The following is a 15,241-nucleotide window of genomic DNA, read 5'->3' on the forward strand; positions in this document are numbered from 1 at the left end:
GGGGCATGACGGACCGTAGGGGCGAACTCGCCACGAACCTGGCGAAAGTAGAGGAGCGCATCGCCGCCGCCTGCGCGGCCGCCGGCCGGAAGCGCGAAGAGGTGACGCTGATCGTCGTCACCAAGACCTATCCGGCGAGCGATGTGCGGATCCTGTCGGAACTCGGTGTGCGTCATGTGGCGGAGAACCGGGACCAGGACGCCGCGCCCAAGGCCGCGGCCTGTTCGGATCTGCCCCTGACATGGCATTTCGTCGGTCAGTTGCAGACCAACAAGGTGCGATCCGTGGTCGGTTATGCCGACCTGGTGCAGTCGGTCGACCGGTCCCGGCTCGTCACGGCTCTGTCGAAGGAGGCGGAGCGCGCCGGGCGCGAGGTGGGGTGCCTGATCCAGGTCGCCTTCGACGCGGGGGCGAGCGGGCGTGGGGACCGGGGCGGCGTGGCCCCCGAGGGGATCGGGGAGTTGGCCGGTCTCGTGGCCGCCGCTCCGGGGTTGCGGCTCGACGGTCTGATGACGGTCGCGCCGCTCACCGGGGAGTACGCGGGACGTCAACGCGAGACGTTCGGGCGGTTGATGGATTTGTCGACCGACCTGCGCAGGGACCATCCGGCTGCCACCATGGTCTCTGCGGGGATGAGCGCGGACCTCGAACAGGCCGTCGCGGCCGGGGCGACACATGTGCGCGTCGGTACGGCGGTACTCGGAGTCCGTGCCGGGCTCGGGTAACGTCGCCAAGAAGTCGGACCACAGCAGAAAATATGGTCATTACCGTCGAAGGGCGGCGTAAGACCTCGTGGATCGCGGGCACTTGGCAGTCGTCAGCCGATCCACCACAGAGCGGAGGACTCAGAGCATGGCCGGCGCGATGCGCAAGATGGCGGTCTACCTCGGCCTCGTGGAGGACGATGGGTACGACGGCCGGGGATTCGATCCCGACGACGACTTCGAACCCGAACTCGACCCCGAGCCCGAGCGGGACCACCGGCGGCACGAGCCGTCCCACCAGTCGCACCTCGCACATCAGTCCCAAAGGGATGAAGAGGTGCGAATCGTGCAGCCTCCGGCGCCCCGTGAGCCGGTGGCGAGATCCTCTTCGCTGTCCGCGGAATCCGGACGTCCCGCGCGCATCGCGCCCGTGGCGTCCATCACACAAGAACGTCAGCCCCTGGAGAAGAACGCGCCGGTGATCATGCCCAAGGTCGTGTCGGAACGAGAGCCTTACCGGATCACCACGCTTCACCCGCGGACGTACAACGAAGCCCGTACCATCGGGGAACACTTCCGTGAGGGCACGCCGGTGATCATGAATCTGACTGAGATGGACGACACAGACGCCAAGCGACTTGTCGACTTTGCGGCCGGTTTGGTGTTTGGTCTTCACGGCAGCATCGAGCGGGTGACGCAGAAGGTGTTCCTGTTGTCGCCTGCTAACGTCGATGTCACGGCGGAGGACAAGGCCCGCATCGCAGAGGGCGGGTTCTTCAACCAGAGCTGAGACGTACCGACCAAGAAGCAGTGGGAACAGGGGAGAGGGAAACATCGGCCATGAGCGTGTTCGCGCAGGTGATCTACATCGCGCTGATGGTTTTCCTCATCGTGCTGATCTTCCGGTTGGTCATGGACTACGTCTTCCAGTTCGCCCGCTCGTGGCAACCCGGCAAGGCGATGGTGGTCGTTCTGGAGGCCACCTACACTGTCACCGATCCACCGTTGAAGCTTCTGCGGCGGTTCATCCCGCCGTTGCGTCTCGGGGGCGTGGCGCTCGACCTGTCCTTCTTCGTACTGATGATCATCGTTTACATCCTCATCTCGATCGTGGGAAGCCTCGCGAGGTGACTGTGAGCGATACGGTCTTGCCGACTGCCGATGACTACGTTGAGGTGAAGAGATGCCGTTGACCCCCGAGGACGTGCGGAACAAGCAGTTCACGACCGTCCGCCTCCGAGAAGGCTATGACGAGGACGAGGTCGATGCCTTCCTCGACGAGGTCGAAGCCGAACTGACCCGCCTGCTCCGCGAGAACGAGGACCTGCGCGCCAAGCTGGCCGCGGCGACCCGTGCGGCCGCGCAGAACCAGCAGAACATGCGCAAGCCCCCGGAACAGCAGGACCAGCAGGGCGGGATGCCCCAGCAGGGCGGCATGCCGCAGCAGGGCATGCGAGGTCCCGGCGCTCCCGTGCCCGCCGGGATATCGGGCCCGCCGCAGCAGCAGATGGGCGGCCCCATGGGTGGCCCGCCCCAGCTGCCGAGCGGTGCCCCGCAGCTGCCCGCCGGCCCCGGCGGTCAGGGTCCGCAGGGTCCCGGTCCGATGGGCCAGGGTCCCGGTCCGATGGGCCAGGGTCCGGGCCCGATGGGCCAGCCCCCCATGCAGCACATGGGCGGTCCGATGGGCGGCCCCATGGGTGGTCAGGGTCCCGGTGGCGACAGCGCCGCGCGCGTGCTGTCGCTGGCCCAGCAGACCGCCGACCAGGCGATCGCCGAGGCCCGTTCCGAGGCCAACAAGATCGTCGGCGAGGCGCGTTCGCGTGCCGAGGGCCTGGAGCGCGACGCGCGCGCCAAGGCCGACGCGCTCGAGCGGGACGCGCAGGAGAAGCACCGTGTCGCGATGGGCTCCCTGGAGTCCGCCCGCGCCACGCTGGAGCGCAAGGTCGAGGACCTGCGCGGCTTCGAGCGCGAGTACCGCACGCGTCTGAAGTCGTACCTGGAGTCGCAGCTGCGCCAGCTGGAGACCCAGGCGGACGACTCCCTCGCCCCGCCGCGTCAGCCCGCTGCCGCGTCCCTCCCGCCGTCCCCGGCGCCCTCGATGGCCCCGGCCGGCGCGAGCGCCCCGTCCTACGGCGGCGGCAACCAGGGCATGGGCGGCGCGCCCGGTCCCGGTGGTCCGTCCTACGGCGGTCAGCAGCAGATGTCCCCGGCGATGACCCAGCCGATGGCTCCGGTCCGTCCGCAGGGTCCGTCGCCGATGGGCCAGGCGCCCTCGCCGATGCGCGGCTTCCTGATCGACGAGGACGACAACTGACGGTCATCGGTACGGCGTAGCAGTCGGCAGTGTTCAGGGCGGGGCCCCGGATCTTGGATCCGGGGCCCCGCCCTTTCGCGTGCGCGTCCCGTGTGGGGGCGCCCTTTGGCCCGGGCGCCGGGGGCTTGTGCCGTTACGCCTTGCGCAGGCGGAACGCGAGCGTCAGGCCCTCGTCCGTGAACGGGGCGCCGTAGCTGTCGTCGGCCTCGCCCTGGGCGAAGTCCGTGGCGAGGACCTCGTCGGCGATCAGCCCGGCGTGCCCGGTGAGGGCCGCCACCGTCGCCGGGTCCGTCGCCGTCCAGCGCAGGGCGATCCGGTCGGCGACGTCGAGGCCGCTGTTCTTGCGGGCCTCCTGGATCAGCCGGATCGCGTCACGGGCGAGGCCCGCGCGGCGCAGCTCCTCGGTGATCTCCAGGTCCAGGGCGACCGTCGCACCCGCGTCCGACGCCACCGACCAGCCCTCGCGCGGGGTCTCGGTGATGATCACCTCGTCCGGGGCGAGGGCGACGGTCTCGCCGTCGACCTCCACCGAGGCCGTGCCCTCGCGCAGGGCGAGGGACAGCGCGGCGGCGTCGGCGTTCGCGACGGCCTTGGCGACGTCCTGGACGCGCTTGCCGAACCGCTTGCCCAGCGCGCGGAAGTTGGCCTTGGCGGTCGTGTCCACCAGGGAGCCGCCGACATCGCCGAGCGACGCCAGGGACTCGACGTTCAGCTCCTCCGTGATCTGCGTGTGCAGCTCGGGGTCGAGCGCCTCGAAGCCGGTCGCCGCGATCAGCGCGCGCCGCAGCGGCTGGCGGGTCTTGACGCCCGACTCGGCGCGGGTGGCGCGGCCCAGCTCCACCAGGCGGCGGACCAGGACCATCTGCCGGGACAGCTCCGGGTCGATCGCGGTGAGGTCGGCCTCCGGCCACGCGGACAGGTGCACCGACTCCGGGGCGCCCGGCGTCACCGGTACGACCAGGTCCTGCCAGACCCGCTCGGTGATGAACGGGGTCAGCGGCGCCATCAGCCGGGTGACCGTCTCGACGACCTCGTGCAGCGTGCGCAGGGCCGCCTTGTCGCCCTGCCAGAAGCGGCGCCGGGAGCGGCGGACGTACCAGTTGGACAGGTCGTCGACGAACGCGGACAGCAGCTTGCCGGCGCGCTGGGTGTCGTAGCCCTCCAGCGCCAGGGTGACCTGGTCGGTGAGCGCGTGCAGCTCGGACAGCAGCCAGCGGTCCAGCAGCGGGCGCTCGGCCGGGGCCGGGTCGGCGGCGGAGGGGGCCCAGTTCGACGTGCGGGCGTACAGGGCCTGGAACGCGACCGTGTTCCAGTACGTCAGCAGGGTTTTGCGGACGACCTCCTGGATGGTGCCGTGGCCGACGCGACGGGCCGCCCAGGGGGAGCCGCCGGCCGCCATGAACCAGCGCACCGCGTCGGCGCCGTGCTGGTCCATGAGCGGGATCGGCTGGAGGATGTTGCCCAGGTGCTTGGACATCTTGCGGCCGTCCTCGGCGAGGATGTGGCCGAGGCAGACGACGTTCTCGTACGACGACTTGTCGAAGACCAGCGTGCCGATCGCCATCAGGGTGTAGAACCACCCGCGCGTCTGGTCGATGGCCTCGCTGATGAACTGCGCCGGGTAGCGGCGCTCGAACAGTTCCTTGTTCTTGTACGGATAGCCCCACTGCGCGAACGGCATCGAACCCGAGTCGTACCAGGCGTCGATGACCTCGGGCACGCGCGTGGCCGTCTTCTCGCACTCGGGGCAGGCGAAGGTGACGTCGTCGATGTACGGGCGGTGCGGGTCGAGGCCCGACTGGTCCGCGCCGGTCAGCTCGGTCAGCTCCGCCCGGGAGCCGACGCAGGTGAGATGGCCGTCCTCGCAGCGCCAGATCGGCAGCGGGGTGCCCCAGTAGCGGTTGCGGGACAGCGCCCAGTCGATGTTGTTGTTCAGCCAGTCGCCGAAGCGGCCGTGCTTGACGGTGTCCGGGAACCAGTTGGTGTTCTCGTTCTCCTGGAGCAGACGGTCCTTGACGGCCGTGGTGCGGATGTACCAGGACGGCTGGGCGTAGTAGAGGAGCGCGGTGTGGCAGCGCCAGCAGTGCGGGTAGCTGTGCTCGTACGGCAGATGCTTGAAGAGCAGGCCGCGGTCCTTGAGGTCCTCGGTGAGACTCTCGTCCGCCTTCTTGAAGAAGACGCCGCCGACCAGGGGGACGTCCTCCTCGAAGGTGCCGTCGGGGCGCACCGGGTTGACGACGGGCAGGCCGTAGGAGCGGCAGACCTTGAGGTCGTCCTCGCCGAAGGCGGGGGACTGGTGGACGAGGCCGGTGCCGTCCTCGGTGGTGACGTAGTCGGCGTTGACGACGAAGTGGGCCTCGGCGTCGAAGGGGATCAGCTCGAAGGGGCGGCGATAGGTCCAGCGCTCCATCTCGGCGCCGGTGAAGGACTCGCCGGTGGTCTCCCAGCCCTCGCCGAGCGCCTTGGCGACGAGTGGCTCGGCGACGACGAGCTTCTCCTCTCCGTCGGTCGCGACGACGTAGGTCACCTCGGGGTGGGCGGCGACGGCGGTGTTGGAGACCAGGGTCCAGGGGGTGGTCGTCCACACCAGGAGGGCGGCCTCGCCGGCGAGGGGCCCGGAGGTGAGGGGGAAGCGGACGTAGACGGAGGGGTCGACGACCGTCTCGTAGCCCTGGGCCAGCTCGTGGTCGGACAGGCCGGTGCCGCAGCGGGGGCACCAGGGGGCGACGCGGTGGTCCTGGACCAGCAGGCCCTTCTTGAAGATCTCCTTCAGCGACCACCAGACGGACTCGATGTACTCGGGCTCCATGGTCACGTACGCGTCGTCGAGGTCGACCCAGTAGCCCATGCGGGTCGTCAGCTCGGTGAAGGCGTCGGTGTGACGGAGCACGGACTCGCGGCACTTGGCGTTGAACTCGGCGATGCCGTACGCCTCGATGTCCTTCTTGCCGGAGAACCCCAGCTCCTTCTCGACCGCCAGCTCCACGGGGAGGCCGTGGCAGTCCCAGCCGGCCTTGCGGGAGACGTGGTAGCCGCGCATGGTGCGGAAGCGGGGGAAGACGTCCTTGAAGACGCGGGCCTCGATGTGGTGGGCGCCCGGCATGCCGTTGGCGGTGGGCGGACCCTCGTAGAACACCCACTCGGGGCGGCCCTCGGACTGCTCCAGGCTCTTGGCGAAGATCTTCTGCTCGCGCCAGAAGTCGAGCACGGCGTGCTCGAGGGCGGGCAGGTCGACCTGGGCGGGCACCTGGCGGTACGTAGGCGTTGTCATCAGCGCGCTTCCTCCGGCGGACTTGCTGCCTTCCGTCGGAGGGACGAGAGCCTTGTGCTGTACGCCGTGTGCGGCGCGCTCCCGCGGTACCACCCTCCTTGGCCCCCCGCCGCGCGGTGTGCGCCGGGTGAGCCCCCTCATTGGGGTCGCGATGCCGGTTCTACTCGCCCGCCTCGTCGGCCCGGCTTTCTTCCGGCGGCTCCGGGGTGATCTTCACGTCGCGCTCGCCCCCGGGCTCCCACCGTCCCCGGGTCGCTCTGGACTGCGTACGCCGCTACTCGTCCCCATCCACGCTTCTCGCTCCGCCCAGTGTACGGCGCGGGACGGACAGCGGCCGACCGGTTTCCGGGGCGGGTGTGACGACCCGAACGGTCGACTGCACGATTTTCGTCCCGGGGGAGGCGGGGGTGGCCGGATTACCCGGCGGGGAGCTGGGCACAACGCATGCATGCCGCCCGAGCGGCGGTCTTCGGGGCGGCGAGCCCCGTTGCCGCCCGACTCGAGTCGATTTATCGTCCCAGCACGATGCGCGTGCAAGATCACCACATGTGAAGGGGGCGCGGCCATGGTGGCGAAGAAGACCGCCGTGCAGCAGCCGGCGTCCGGCAGATCCTCCGGCGGCACGGCCGGGGAGACGGGTGGGAAGAGGAGCACGCGGGGGACGGCGAAGCGGGCGGCGTCCGAGGCGCCGGCTGCGGGGAAGCGCGGGTCCGGGAAGGCGACGGGGGCGGAGACGGAGAAGAAGCGGTCGGCCGGGAGGGTGGCCGAGGCGCCGCGCGGGGAGGCGGTCCCCCCGGGAACGACGGGCGGGGAACCGGCGGGGGAGAAGACGGCCACCGCGAAGACGGCCACCGTCAAGACGTCCTCCGCGAAGACAGCGGCTGCTACGACGCCGGCTGCCGGGATGGTCACCGCCGAGTCGGCCGTCGTCAAGCCCGGCGGCGAGGCAGTGGCCGCCGGGAAGCCGTCAGGGAAGGGTGCGGCGGGCGGCAGCAAGAAGGCGGCCGCCGGGAAAACGGGCGGCGACGCCGGCGCCGCGGGAGGGACGGCAGCCGGGAAGGCGCCCCGCAGGCGTGCGGCGGGTGCCGCGGCCGGCGGGAAGGGGGCCGACGCGGGGGAGAGCGGCGGCGGGCGTTCCCGGGGCGCGGGGGCGGGTAAGGATGCGGGGGGCGAGGGGGCGGCGGCGCCTTCGGGCGGGGCCGGCGGGCGTACGGGCAAGAAGGCGGGTGCGGCGCAGGCCGCGGAGCAGACGGGAGCCACGACGGTGGTTGCGAAGAAGACTCCTGGCCAGGCCACGGCGGCGAAGACCGCCGTTCCGAAGGCACGGGTCGCCGCGGCGGAGCCGGGCGACCTCGCGGTGCGCCCCGGCGAGGACCCCTGGACCCCGGAGGAGGTCGCCGAGGCCCGCGCGGAGCTGACGTCGGAGGAGGAGCGGCTGCGCACCGAGATCGCCTCCTCGGAGGCGTCCCTCGTCGGCCTGATGCGCGACTCCGGCGACGGTGCCGGCGACGACCAGGCGGACACCGGCACCAAGAACATCACGCGAGAGCACGAGCTGGCCCTCGCCGCCAACGCGCGCGAGATGCTCGACCAGACCGAGCGCGCCCTGCAGCGCCTGGACGCGGGGACGTACGGTCTGTGCGAGAACTGCGGCAAACCCATCGGCAAGGCCAGGATGCAGGCCTTCCCACGGGCCACCCTGTGCGTGGAGTGCAAGCAGAAGCAGGAGCGCCGGTACTGATCCGGCCGCGCGCGGGGCGTGCCGTACCCTCGTGCTCAGTCAGGCACCTAGGTTGAGGGACTCACGTGGCAGAGGTGGAGCGCGTCATCGGTACGCCGGACGACGATGCGGAGCAGGGCCAGCGGTCCGAGGGCGAGCGGTCCGACGCCGAGCGGCCCCGCGGCAAGCGGCGGATCGCCGTGCTGTTCGCGGTGGCGGCGGTCGCGTACGCCTTCGACCTGGTCAGCAAGATGATCGTGGTCGCCAAGCTGGAGCACCACGAGCCGATCGAGATCATCGGCGACTGGCTGCGGTTCGAGGCGATCCGCAACGCGGGCGCGGCCTTCGGCTTCGGCGAGGCGTTCACCGTCATCTTCACGGTGATCGCGGCGGCCGTGATCGTCGTGATCGCCCGGCTCGCGCGCAAGCTGTACAGCCTGCCGTGGGCGGTCGCGCTCGGCTTGCTGCTCGGCGGCGCGCTCGGCAACCTCACCGACCGCATCTTCCGTTCGCCCGGCGTGTTCGAGGGCGCGGTCGTGGACTTCATCGCGCCCAAGCACTTCGCCGTGTTCAACCTCGCCGACTCGGCGATCGTGTGCGGCGGCATCCTGATCGTGCTGCTGTCCTTCAAGGGGCTGGATCCGGACGGGACCGTCCACAAGGACTGAGCACGCGTTCGGGCTCGCCGGAGCGGTCCGGCATACTCGACGGGTGAGCACGATTCCCGAGATCCGTACCCTGCCCGTGCCCGACGGCCTGGAGGGCGAGCGCGTCGACGCCGCCATCTCGCGCATGTTCGGCTTCTCCCGCACCAAGGCGGCCGAGCTCGCCGCGGCCGGGAAGGTCACGGTCGACGGGTCGGTGGTCGGGAAGTCCGAGCGGGTCAGCGGCGGCGCCTGGCTGGAGGTCGAGATGCCGGCCGCGCCCGCCCCGGTGCAGGTCGTCGCCGAGCCGGTCGAGGGCATGGAGATCGTGCACGACGACGAGGACGTCGTGGTCATCGTCAAGCCCGTCGGCGTCGCCGCCCACCCGAGCCCGGGCTGGACCGGCCCGACCGTCATCGGCGGCCTCGCCGCGGCCGGGTACCGGATCTCCACCTCCGGCGCGGCCGAGCGCCAGGGCATCGTGCACCGCCTCGACGTCGGCACCTCCGGCCTGATGGTCGTCGCCAAGTCGGAGTACGCGTACACGTCGCTCAAGCGCCAGTTCAAGGAGCGCACGGTCGACAAGCGCTACCACACCCTGGTCCAGGGCCACCCGGACCCGACCAGTGGCACCATCGACGCCCCCATCGGCCGCCACCCGCAGCACGACTACAAGTGGGCGGTCACCGCCGAGGGCAAGCCCTCCGTCACGCACTACGACCTCATCGAGGCGTTCCGCGCGGCCTCCCTGCTGGACGTGAAGCTGGAGACGGGCCGCACGCACCAGATCCGCGTCCACATGGCCGCCCACCGCCACCCGTGCGTCGGCGACCTCACCTATGGCGCCGACCCCACGCTCGCCAAACGGCTGGGCCTGACCCGCCAGTGGCTGCACGCCGTGCGCCTGGGCTTCGAGCACCCCGGCGACGGGCAGTGGGCGGAGTTCTCCTGCGACTACCCCGAGGACCTCCGGCAGGCCCTGGACCAGGTCCGTGAGGAGACCTACGGATGAGCCCCGCGGTCCCGCCCGCCTACACCGTCCGCGTCGCCGAGGATGCCGCCGACCGCGAGGCCTGCTTCGCCGTGCGCAAGCAGGTCTTCGTCGCCGAACAGGGCGTGCCGGAGGACATCGAGTACGACGCCTACGACGCCGGCGCGCTGCACGTGCTGGCCGTGCGGGAGGACGGCGTGCCGCTCGGCACCGGCCGGCTGCTGTACGGCGACGGGGTCGCCGCCAAGACCGGCGGCGACCCGGCGGTGGGCTCGCTCGGCCGGCTGGCCGTCGCCAAGGAGGCGCGCGGTCTGGGCGTGGGCGTCGCGCTGGTGCGGGCCATCGAGGACGCGGCTCGCGCCCGCGGGCTCGCCGCCGTCGACCTGCACGCCCAGACGCATGCGCTCGGCTTCTACGAGCGCCTCGGCTACGAGGCGTACGGACCGGAGTTCCCGGACGCGGGGATCGCGCACCGGGCGATGCGCCGCGCCCTGTAGCCGACGGCGCGCGAGCCGTGCGGCCCGGCGCGGGTCCTTCGCCGTGCGCGGGGTTGCCGGGGTTGTCGTCCCAGCCCTCCCAGGTCGGCGCCACTTCGCCCGGAGCGCGCGGTGCGGCCCCTCCGCCCGCGGTGCGCCCGCCGGAAGTCCGTGGGCGGAGGGACCGCCCCCGCGCCCCGCATCCGAGCGCGCCGGAGTCCGTTGCCCGTACGCCCCCCTCAGCCGCGCTCCACACGCGACGGCGTCTCCACCGCGCGCCGCGCGGACGAGCCGTCGGGGGACGGGCGCCGGCCATTGAGGCCGGGGCGCAGGACGGCGTCGGCGGTGTTGACGCGGGGCAGGGCGTACGGGTGCTCCTTGACCAGCCAGCCGATCATCTGCTCGCGGACCGTGACCCGCGCCGACCAGATGTCGTCCGCGTCCTTGGCGGTCACCAGGGCGCGCACCTCCATGGTGTTCGGCGTGGTGTCCGTCACGTCCAGCCCGTAGGTGCGGCCGTCCCAGGCCGGGCACTGGCGCAGGATGTCGCGCAGTTTCTCGCGCATCGCCTCCACCGGCGCCGAGTGGTCCAGCTGCCAGTAGACGGTGCCGGTCATCTGCGGGGTGCCGCGCGACCAGTTCTCGAACGGCTTGGACGTGAAGTACGACACAGGCATGGTGATCCGGCGCTCGTCCCAGGTCCGCACCGTCAGATAGGTCAGCGTGATCTCCTCGACGGTGCCCCACTCGCCGTCCACGACGACCGTGTCCCCGATGCGCACCATGTCGCCGAAGGCGATCTGGAACCCGGCGAACATATTGCTCAGCGTGGACTGCGCGGCCACACCGGCGACGATGCCGATGATGCCGGCGGAGGCCAGCAGCGAGGCGCCCGCCGCACGCATCGCCGGGAACGTCAGCAGCATCGCCGCCACGGCCACCACGCCGACGACCGCCGCCACCACCCGTGTGATGAGCGTCACTTGGGTGCGCACCCGGCGCACGCGCGCCGGATCACGCCGGGCGTGCGAACTGGCGTACCGCGTGTAGGAGGTCTCGACGACCGCGGCCGCGATCCGGATCACCAGCCAGGCCGCCGAGCCGATCAGCACCAGCGTCAGGAACCGGCCGATGCCGAACCGGTGGTCCTGGAGCAGCTGCGCGGAGTCGAACGAGCCTCTCAACAGGGCCGCGCAGAGCAGGAGCTGGTAGGGGATCCGGCCGCGGCGCAGCAGGCCCCACAGCGGTGTGTCGTGGTGCCGTGCGTCCGCCTTGCGCAGCAGGCGGTCGGTGGCCCAGCCGATCACCAGGGTGAGCAGGACCGAGCCGCCGATGACGATCAGGGGGCGGAGTATGTTCTCCATGCCCACGAACGTAACCGGGACGGGGCGGCACTGAACATGTGAATTCGCCGCGGTTCGGGGCAGTGCCCGCACGGGCGTTGTCACACCCGGCTGGCACCATGTCTGCCATGAACGTCATGCTCTTCCACTCGACCTACGGTCTTCGCCCCGCCGTGCGCGACGCGGCGGACCGGCTGCGCGCGGCCGGGCACGAGGTGTGGACGCCCGACCTGTTCGAGGGCCGCACCTTCGAGACGGTCGAGGAGGGCATGGAGTTCAACGCCGGCATCGGCAAGGAGGAACTGCTCAGACGGGCCGTGCTGGCCGCCGCGCCCTACTCGGAGCGGGAGCTGGTGTACGCCGGCTTCTCGCTCGGGGCGTCCGTGGCGCAGACGCTGGCGCTGGGCGACGAGAAGGCTCGCGGACTGCTGCTTCTGCACGGCACGTCCGACATCGCGCCCAACGTCTCGGCGGACGGCCTGCCGGTCCAGCTGCACGTCGCCGAGCCGGACGCGTTCGAGACGGACGACTGGCTGAGTTCCTGGTATCTCCAGATGACCAGGGCGGGCGCGGACGTGGAGGTCTACCGGTACGCCGGAGCCGGTCATCTGTACACCGACCCCGGCCTGCCCGACTACGACGAGGAGGCCGCCGAGGCCACCTGGCGGGTGGCGCTCGGCTTCCTCGACTCGCTGTGACGCACGCCGTGGCGTTGGCGTGACGTGCTGTCAGCCGGTCAGCCCGCGGCGCGGTACGCGGCCCAGTGCTGCTGCATGCGCGTCACCTGTCCCGCGCTGAACTGGTACATGCAGGCGTCGTACGTGTAGTCCATGAAGTTGTGGATCGGGTCGGCGCCGGCCGAGCGGGCGCAGGTGTCCCGGCCCTCCGGGCACTGGTAGGCGGGGCTCTTCTCGGCCGGGGTGTCGGAGACGTAGTCGCCGCTGCCGTTGCAGCCGCCCTGGAACGTGTGGTACAGCCCGAGCCAGTGGCCGACCTCGTGGGTCGCGGTGTCGCCCTGGTCGTAGTTGGCGGCCGAGCCGCCGGGCAGCGAGGCGTCCAGCAGGACCACGCCGTCCATCGTCGGGTTGGACGCGTAGGAGCTGGGGAAGGTGGCCCAGCCGAGCAGCCCGCCGCCGAGGTTGGCGGTGTAGACGTTGAGGGTGCCCGCGCCGCCCCTGCGCAGGGCGGTCTTCATCGCCTTCTCCTCCGGCGAGCCGGAGTTGAGGTTGTACCAGGCGGCGTTGTCCGTGTAGTCGGTGCCGGCCAGCGTGAACTGGAAGCCCGAGTCGGTGTTGCCGGTGCCCTGGCCCGCGTACGCCGAGTTCAGCACGTTCATCTGGGCGTTGACGTCGGCCGACGTGAGCTGGCCCTTCGCGCCGTCGTGGATGACGTGGAAGTAGACCGGGATCGTGGTGGACGCCGTCGCAGAAAGGTTTCGGCGGCTGGACGGCAACTTGTCGAGCTTCTTGCGCAGATCGGCGTTCATCGCCTCGGCCCTGGCCGCGCTGATCTCGTTGGGCTCGGCGGCGTGCGCCTCGGACCCGTGGCCGGGGTGGGCCTCGCGGGCGGCGGTGTGGGTGTCGTCGGCGCACTCCTCGGTCGAGGCGGAAGCGGCGGGGACGCCGGCCGCGGCGACCCCCGTGGGGGCCGACAGCGGGGTGAGCAACAGGGTTCCGGTCACGACGGCCGTGCCGACGAGACGTCTGCGCGTGAGGGGGGATATCCGGGCAAGCGCACGCATACGGGCTCCTAGCGGATGCGGTGGGGAGAGCGGCACAGGGATCTTTCCTGGCCACCGCCGGGAGATTACGTGGACATGCCGAGTCTGGGAAGAGTGGTGATCGGGCCGATCGAATTCCCGGCGAACACGGGCGATTGGGGAAACGGAACGCCCCGGTCCCTCCGGGCGGAGGGGCCGGGGCGTAACACGGGCGGCCGTGGGGAGGGTGGTTGGTCCGGATTCGAGTCCCGGTGCGCACCACCCGTCCCAGCGATGTGATCCGGCCTTGACGACCGTCGGTCGGACTGCCGTTGGCCGGAAAGGGCCTCTCGGTCACCCCGCGGTCGCCGTGGGGCGCGCTCACACGGGGTCGTAGGTGCGCTCCACCTTCTGGGTGCCGCTGCGGGTGCGGTACGAGCGGGCCCACTTGGAGGTGGCGTTGGCCTTGGTGCGGTCGGACAGCACGTAGTAGTCCATCTGCGCGCGCTCGGCGGTGATGTCCAGCACGCCGTAGCCGTGGCGGTCGGTGTCGACCCAGTGGACGTGCCGGTTGGCGGCGCGGATGACCGGCGCGGCGAGGGCGGAGACGGCGCCCTCGGGGACGTTCACCAGGTCGTCCAGGTTGTCGGAGGTGACCGACGTGACGACGAACTCGGTGGCGGCCGACGCGGACAGCGGATACGTCCCCGCGTTCACCGGCACGTCGTTGGCCCACGCCATGTGGATGTCGCCGGTCAGGAAGACGGTGTTGCGGATCGCGTTCGCGCGCAGATGGGCCAGCAGTTCGCGGCGGTCGTCGGTGTAGCCGTCCCACTGGTCGGTGTTGATGGCGAGGCCCTCCTGCGGCAGGCCCAGCAGCTTGGCCAGCGGCTTGAGCAGCTCGGCGGAGAGCGAGCCGATGGCGAACGGCGCGATCATCACCGAGTTGCCGACCAGCCGCCAGGTGGTGTCGGAGGAGGAGAGGCCCGCCTTGAGCCAGTCGAGCTGGGCCCGGCCGGTGAGCGTGCGGTCGGCGTCGTCCACGCCGCCGTTGCCCATGGAGACCTGCTGCGAGCGGAAGGACCGCAGGTCCAGCAGGGACAGGTCGGCGAGCTTGCCGAAGCGCAGCCGCCGGTAGGTGGTGCCGGCGATCGCCGGGCGCACCGGCATCCACTCGAAGTAGGCCTGCTTGGCGGCGGCCTGACGCCCCGAGTAGGCGCCCTCGGCGCCCTCGGTGTGGTTCTCGGCGCCGCCCGCCCAGGCGTCGTTGGCGATCTCGTGGTCGTCCCAGATGGCGATCACGGGCGCGGCGGCGTGCAGGGCCTGGAGGTCCGGGTCGGTCTTGTAACGGCCGTGCCGGGTGCGGTAGTCGGCGAGGGAGAGGATCTCGTGCGCGGGCGCGTGCGGGCGCACCACGGTGCCCCGGGTGCCGTACTCGCCGGCGCCGTACTCGTAGATGTAGTCGCCCAGGTGCAGCCAGGCGTCCAGGTCGCCGCGGGCGGCGAGGTGGCGGTAGGCGGAGAAGTGGCCGGCCTCCCAGTTGGCGCAGGAGACCACGCCGAAGCGCAGTCCGTGGACGGCGGCGTTCGCGGCGGGGGCGGTGCGGGTGCGGCCCGTGGGCGAGTCCACGCCGTCGGCGGAGAAGCGGAACCAGTAGTCCGTGGCGGGCGCCAGGCCGCGTATGTCCGCCTTGACGGTGTGGTCGGTGGCGGCGGACGCGGTGGTGGAGCCCTTGGCGACGACGTCGGCGAAGCCGCGGTCCGTGGCGACGGTCCAGGAGACGGTCACGTCCGGGCCGAGGCCCGAGCCGGGGGTCGCCTCCGCGGTGGGCGTCACGCGGGTCCACAGCAGGACGCCGTCCGGCAGCGGGTCGCCGGAGGCGACGCCGTGCAGGAAGGCGGGGGTCACCGTCGCCGCGCGGGCGGGCAGCGCGGCGGCCAGCGGGGCGCCGAGCACGGCTCCGGCGGCGGCGGCCTTGACGACCGTACGGCGGCGCGGAGCAGGCAGGTTGGGGCTCGTGTGGGAGCTGTTGCGACTGGTCACGGGCGATCAGATTACTGATCGGTAAGCCGCTCGGTA

Annotated in this window: 13 protein-coding genes; 9 read left to right on the plus strand and 4 right to left on the minus strand. The window is 71.5% G+C overall.

The window, feature by feature from the left end; genetic code table 11:
* Positions 1-5: 5 nt before the first annotated feature.
* The 4 genes from ABZY13_RS24695 (at position 6) to ABZY13_RS24710 (ending at position 3,018) form a co-directional block, all read left to right on the plus strand.
* Positions 6-725 (plus strand): YggS family pyridoxal phosphate-dependent enzyme, encoded by a 720-nt coding sequence (locus ABZY13_RS24695; RefSeq protein WP_356634293.1) that lies wholly within the window; start codon positions 6-8, stop codon positions 723-725.
* Positions 726-852: 127 nt separating this feature from the next.
* The gene (gene sepF / locus ABZY13_RS24700; RefSeq protein ID WP_356634295.1) at positions 853-1,494 is read left to right on the plus strand and encodes a cell division protein SepF; all 642 of its coding nucleotides are present in this window, start codon (positions 853-855) and stop codon (positions 1,492-1,494) included.
* A 50-nt stretch (positions 1,495-1,544) separates the two neighbouring features.
* Positions 1,545-1,835 (plus strand): YggT family protein, encoded by a 291-nt coding sequence (locus ABZY13_RS24705; RefSeq protein ID WP_356634297.1) that lies wholly within the window; start codon positions 1,545-1,547, stop codon positions 1,833-1,835.
* Positions 1,836-1,887: 52 nt separating this feature from the next.
* A complete protein-coding gene (locus tag ABZY13_RS24710; RefSeq protein WP_356634299.1) occupies positions 1,888-3,018 on the plus strand; it encodes a DivIVA domain-containing protein in 1,131 nt (376 codons plus the stop codon).
* Between the two features lie 133 nt (positions 3,019-3,151).
* Here the strand turns inward: ABZY13_RS24710 and ileS are convergent, their stop codons facing one another.
* On the minus strand, positions 3,152-6,289 hold the full coding sequence (gene ileS, locus ABZY13_RS24715) for an isoleucine--tRNA ligase (protein WP_356634301.1): 3,138 nt from the start codon (positions 6,287-6,289) through the stop codon (positions 3,152-3,154).
* A 565-nt stretch (positions 6,290-6,854) separates the two neighbouring features.
* Here ileS and ABZY13_RS24720 point away from each other — a divergent pair.
* From ABZY13_RS24720 to ABZY13_RS24735, 4 genes are all read left to right on the plus strand, one after another.
* On the plus strand, positions 6,855-8,030 hold the full coding sequence (locus ABZY13_RS24720; RefSeq protein WP_356634303.1) for a TraR/DksA C4-type zinc finger protein: 1,176 nt from the start codon (positions 6,855-6,857) through the stop codon (positions 8,028-8,030).
* A gap of 65 nt (positions 8,031-8,095) precedes the next feature.
* Positions 8,096-8,677, plus strand: a complete 582-nt coding sequence (lspA, locus tag ABZY13_RS24725) for a signal peptidase II (protein ID WP_356634305.1) — start codon at positions 8,096-8,098, stop codon at positions 8,675-8,677.
* 43 nt (positions 8,678-8,720) lie between these two features.
* Entirely contained in the window at positions 8,721-9,665 is a 945-nt protein-coding gene (locus ABZY13_RS24730) for an RluA family pseudouridine synthase (RefSeq protein ID WP_356634307.1), read from the plus strand.
* Positions 9,662-10,141 carry a GNAT family N-acetyltransferase gene (locus ABZY13_RS24735; RefSeq protein WP_356634309.1) on the plus strand — a complete coding sequence of 160 codons (480 nt, stop codon included), beginning with the start codon at positions 9,662-9,664 and terminating at the stop codon, positions 10,139-10,141. The genes ABZY13_RS24730 and ABZY13_RS24735 overlap by 4 nt, the downstream gene beginning before the upstream one ends.
* A 218-nt stretch (positions 10,142-10,359) precedes the next feature.
* On the opposite strand, the gene ABZY13_RS24740 is transcribed toward ABZY13_RS24735, so the two are convergent.
* Positions 10,360-11,484, minus strand: a complete 1,125-nt coding sequence (locus ABZY13_RS24740; protein ID WP_356634311.1) for a mechanosensitive ion channel domain-containing protein — start codon at positions 11,482-11,484, stop codon at positions 10,360-10,362.
* Between the two features lie 107 nt (positions 11,485-11,591).
* Here ABZY13_RS24740 and ABZY13_RS24745 point away from each other — a divergent pair, with 107 nt between their 5' ends.
* On the plus strand, positions 11,592-12,161 hold the full coding sequence (locus ABZY13_RS24745) for a dienelactone hydrolase family protein (RefSeq protein ID WP_356634313.1): 570 nt from the start codon (positions 11,592-11,594) through the stop codon (positions 12,159-12,161).
* Between the two features lie 38 nt (positions 12,162-12,199).
* Here ABZY13_RS24745 and ABZY13_RS24750 read toward each other — a convergent pair whose 3' ends face one another.
* Entirely contained in the window at positions 12,200-13,204 is a 1,005-nt protein-coding gene (locus ABZY13_RS24750) for a zinc metalloprotease (protein WP_356634315.1), read from the minus strand.
* A 339-nt stretch (positions 13,205-13,543) separates the two neighbouring features.
* The gene (locus ABZY13_RS24755; protein ID WP_356634317.1) at positions 13,544-15,205 is read right to left on the minus strand and encodes an alkaline phosphatase D family protein; all 1,662 of its coding nucleotides are present in this window, start codon (positions 15,203-15,205) and stop codon (positions 13,544-13,546) included.
* Positions 15,206-15,241 lie beyond the last annotated feature (36 nt).

The organism is Streptomyces sp. NPDC006610, from assembly GCF_040611575.1.
Classification (GTDB): Bacteria; Actinomycetota; Actinomycetes; order Streptomycetales; family Streptomycetaceae; genus Streptomyces.

Coding starts and splice junctions, on each gene's coding strand:
- sepF (WP_356634295.1), top strand. CDS start 853: ATGGCCGGCGCGATGCGCAAGATGGCGGTCTACCTCGGCCTCGTGGAG.
- ileS (WP_356634301.1), bottom strand. CDS start 6,289: ATGACAACGCCTACGTACCGCCAGGTGCCCGCCCAGGTCGACCTGCCC.
- ABZY13_RS24745 (WP_356634313.1), top strand. CDS start 11,592: ATGAACGTCATGCTCTTCCACTCGACCTACGGTCTTCGCCCCGCCGTG.
- ABZY13_RS24705 (WP_356634297.1), top strand. CDS start 1,545: ATGAGCGTGTTCGCGCAGGTGATCTACATCGCGCTGATGGTTTTCCTC.
- ABZY13_RS24740 (WP_356634311.1), bottom strand. CDS start 11,484: ATGGAGAACATACTCCGCCCCCTGATCGTCATCGGCGGCTCGGTCCTG.
- ABZY13_RS24720 (WP_356634303.1), top strand. CDS start 6,855: ATGGTGGCGAAGAAGACCGCCGTGCAGCAGCCGGCGTCCGGCAGATCC.
- ABZY13_RS24735 (WP_356634309.1), top strand. CDS start 9,662: ATGAGCCCCGCGGTCCCGCCCGCCTACACCGTCCGCGTCGCCGAGGAT.
- ABZY13_RS24695 (WP_356634293.1), top strand. CDS start 6: ATGACGGACCGTAGGGGCGAACTCGCCACGAACCTGGCGAAAGTAGAG.
- ABZY13_RS24750 (WP_356634315.1), bottom strand. CDS start 13,204: ATGCGTGCGCTTGCCCGGATATCCCCCCTCACGCGCAGACGTCTCGTC.
- ABZY13_RS24710 (WP_356634299.1), top strand. CDS start 1,888: ATGCCGTTGACCCCCGAGGACGTGCGGAACAAGCAGTTCACGACCGTC.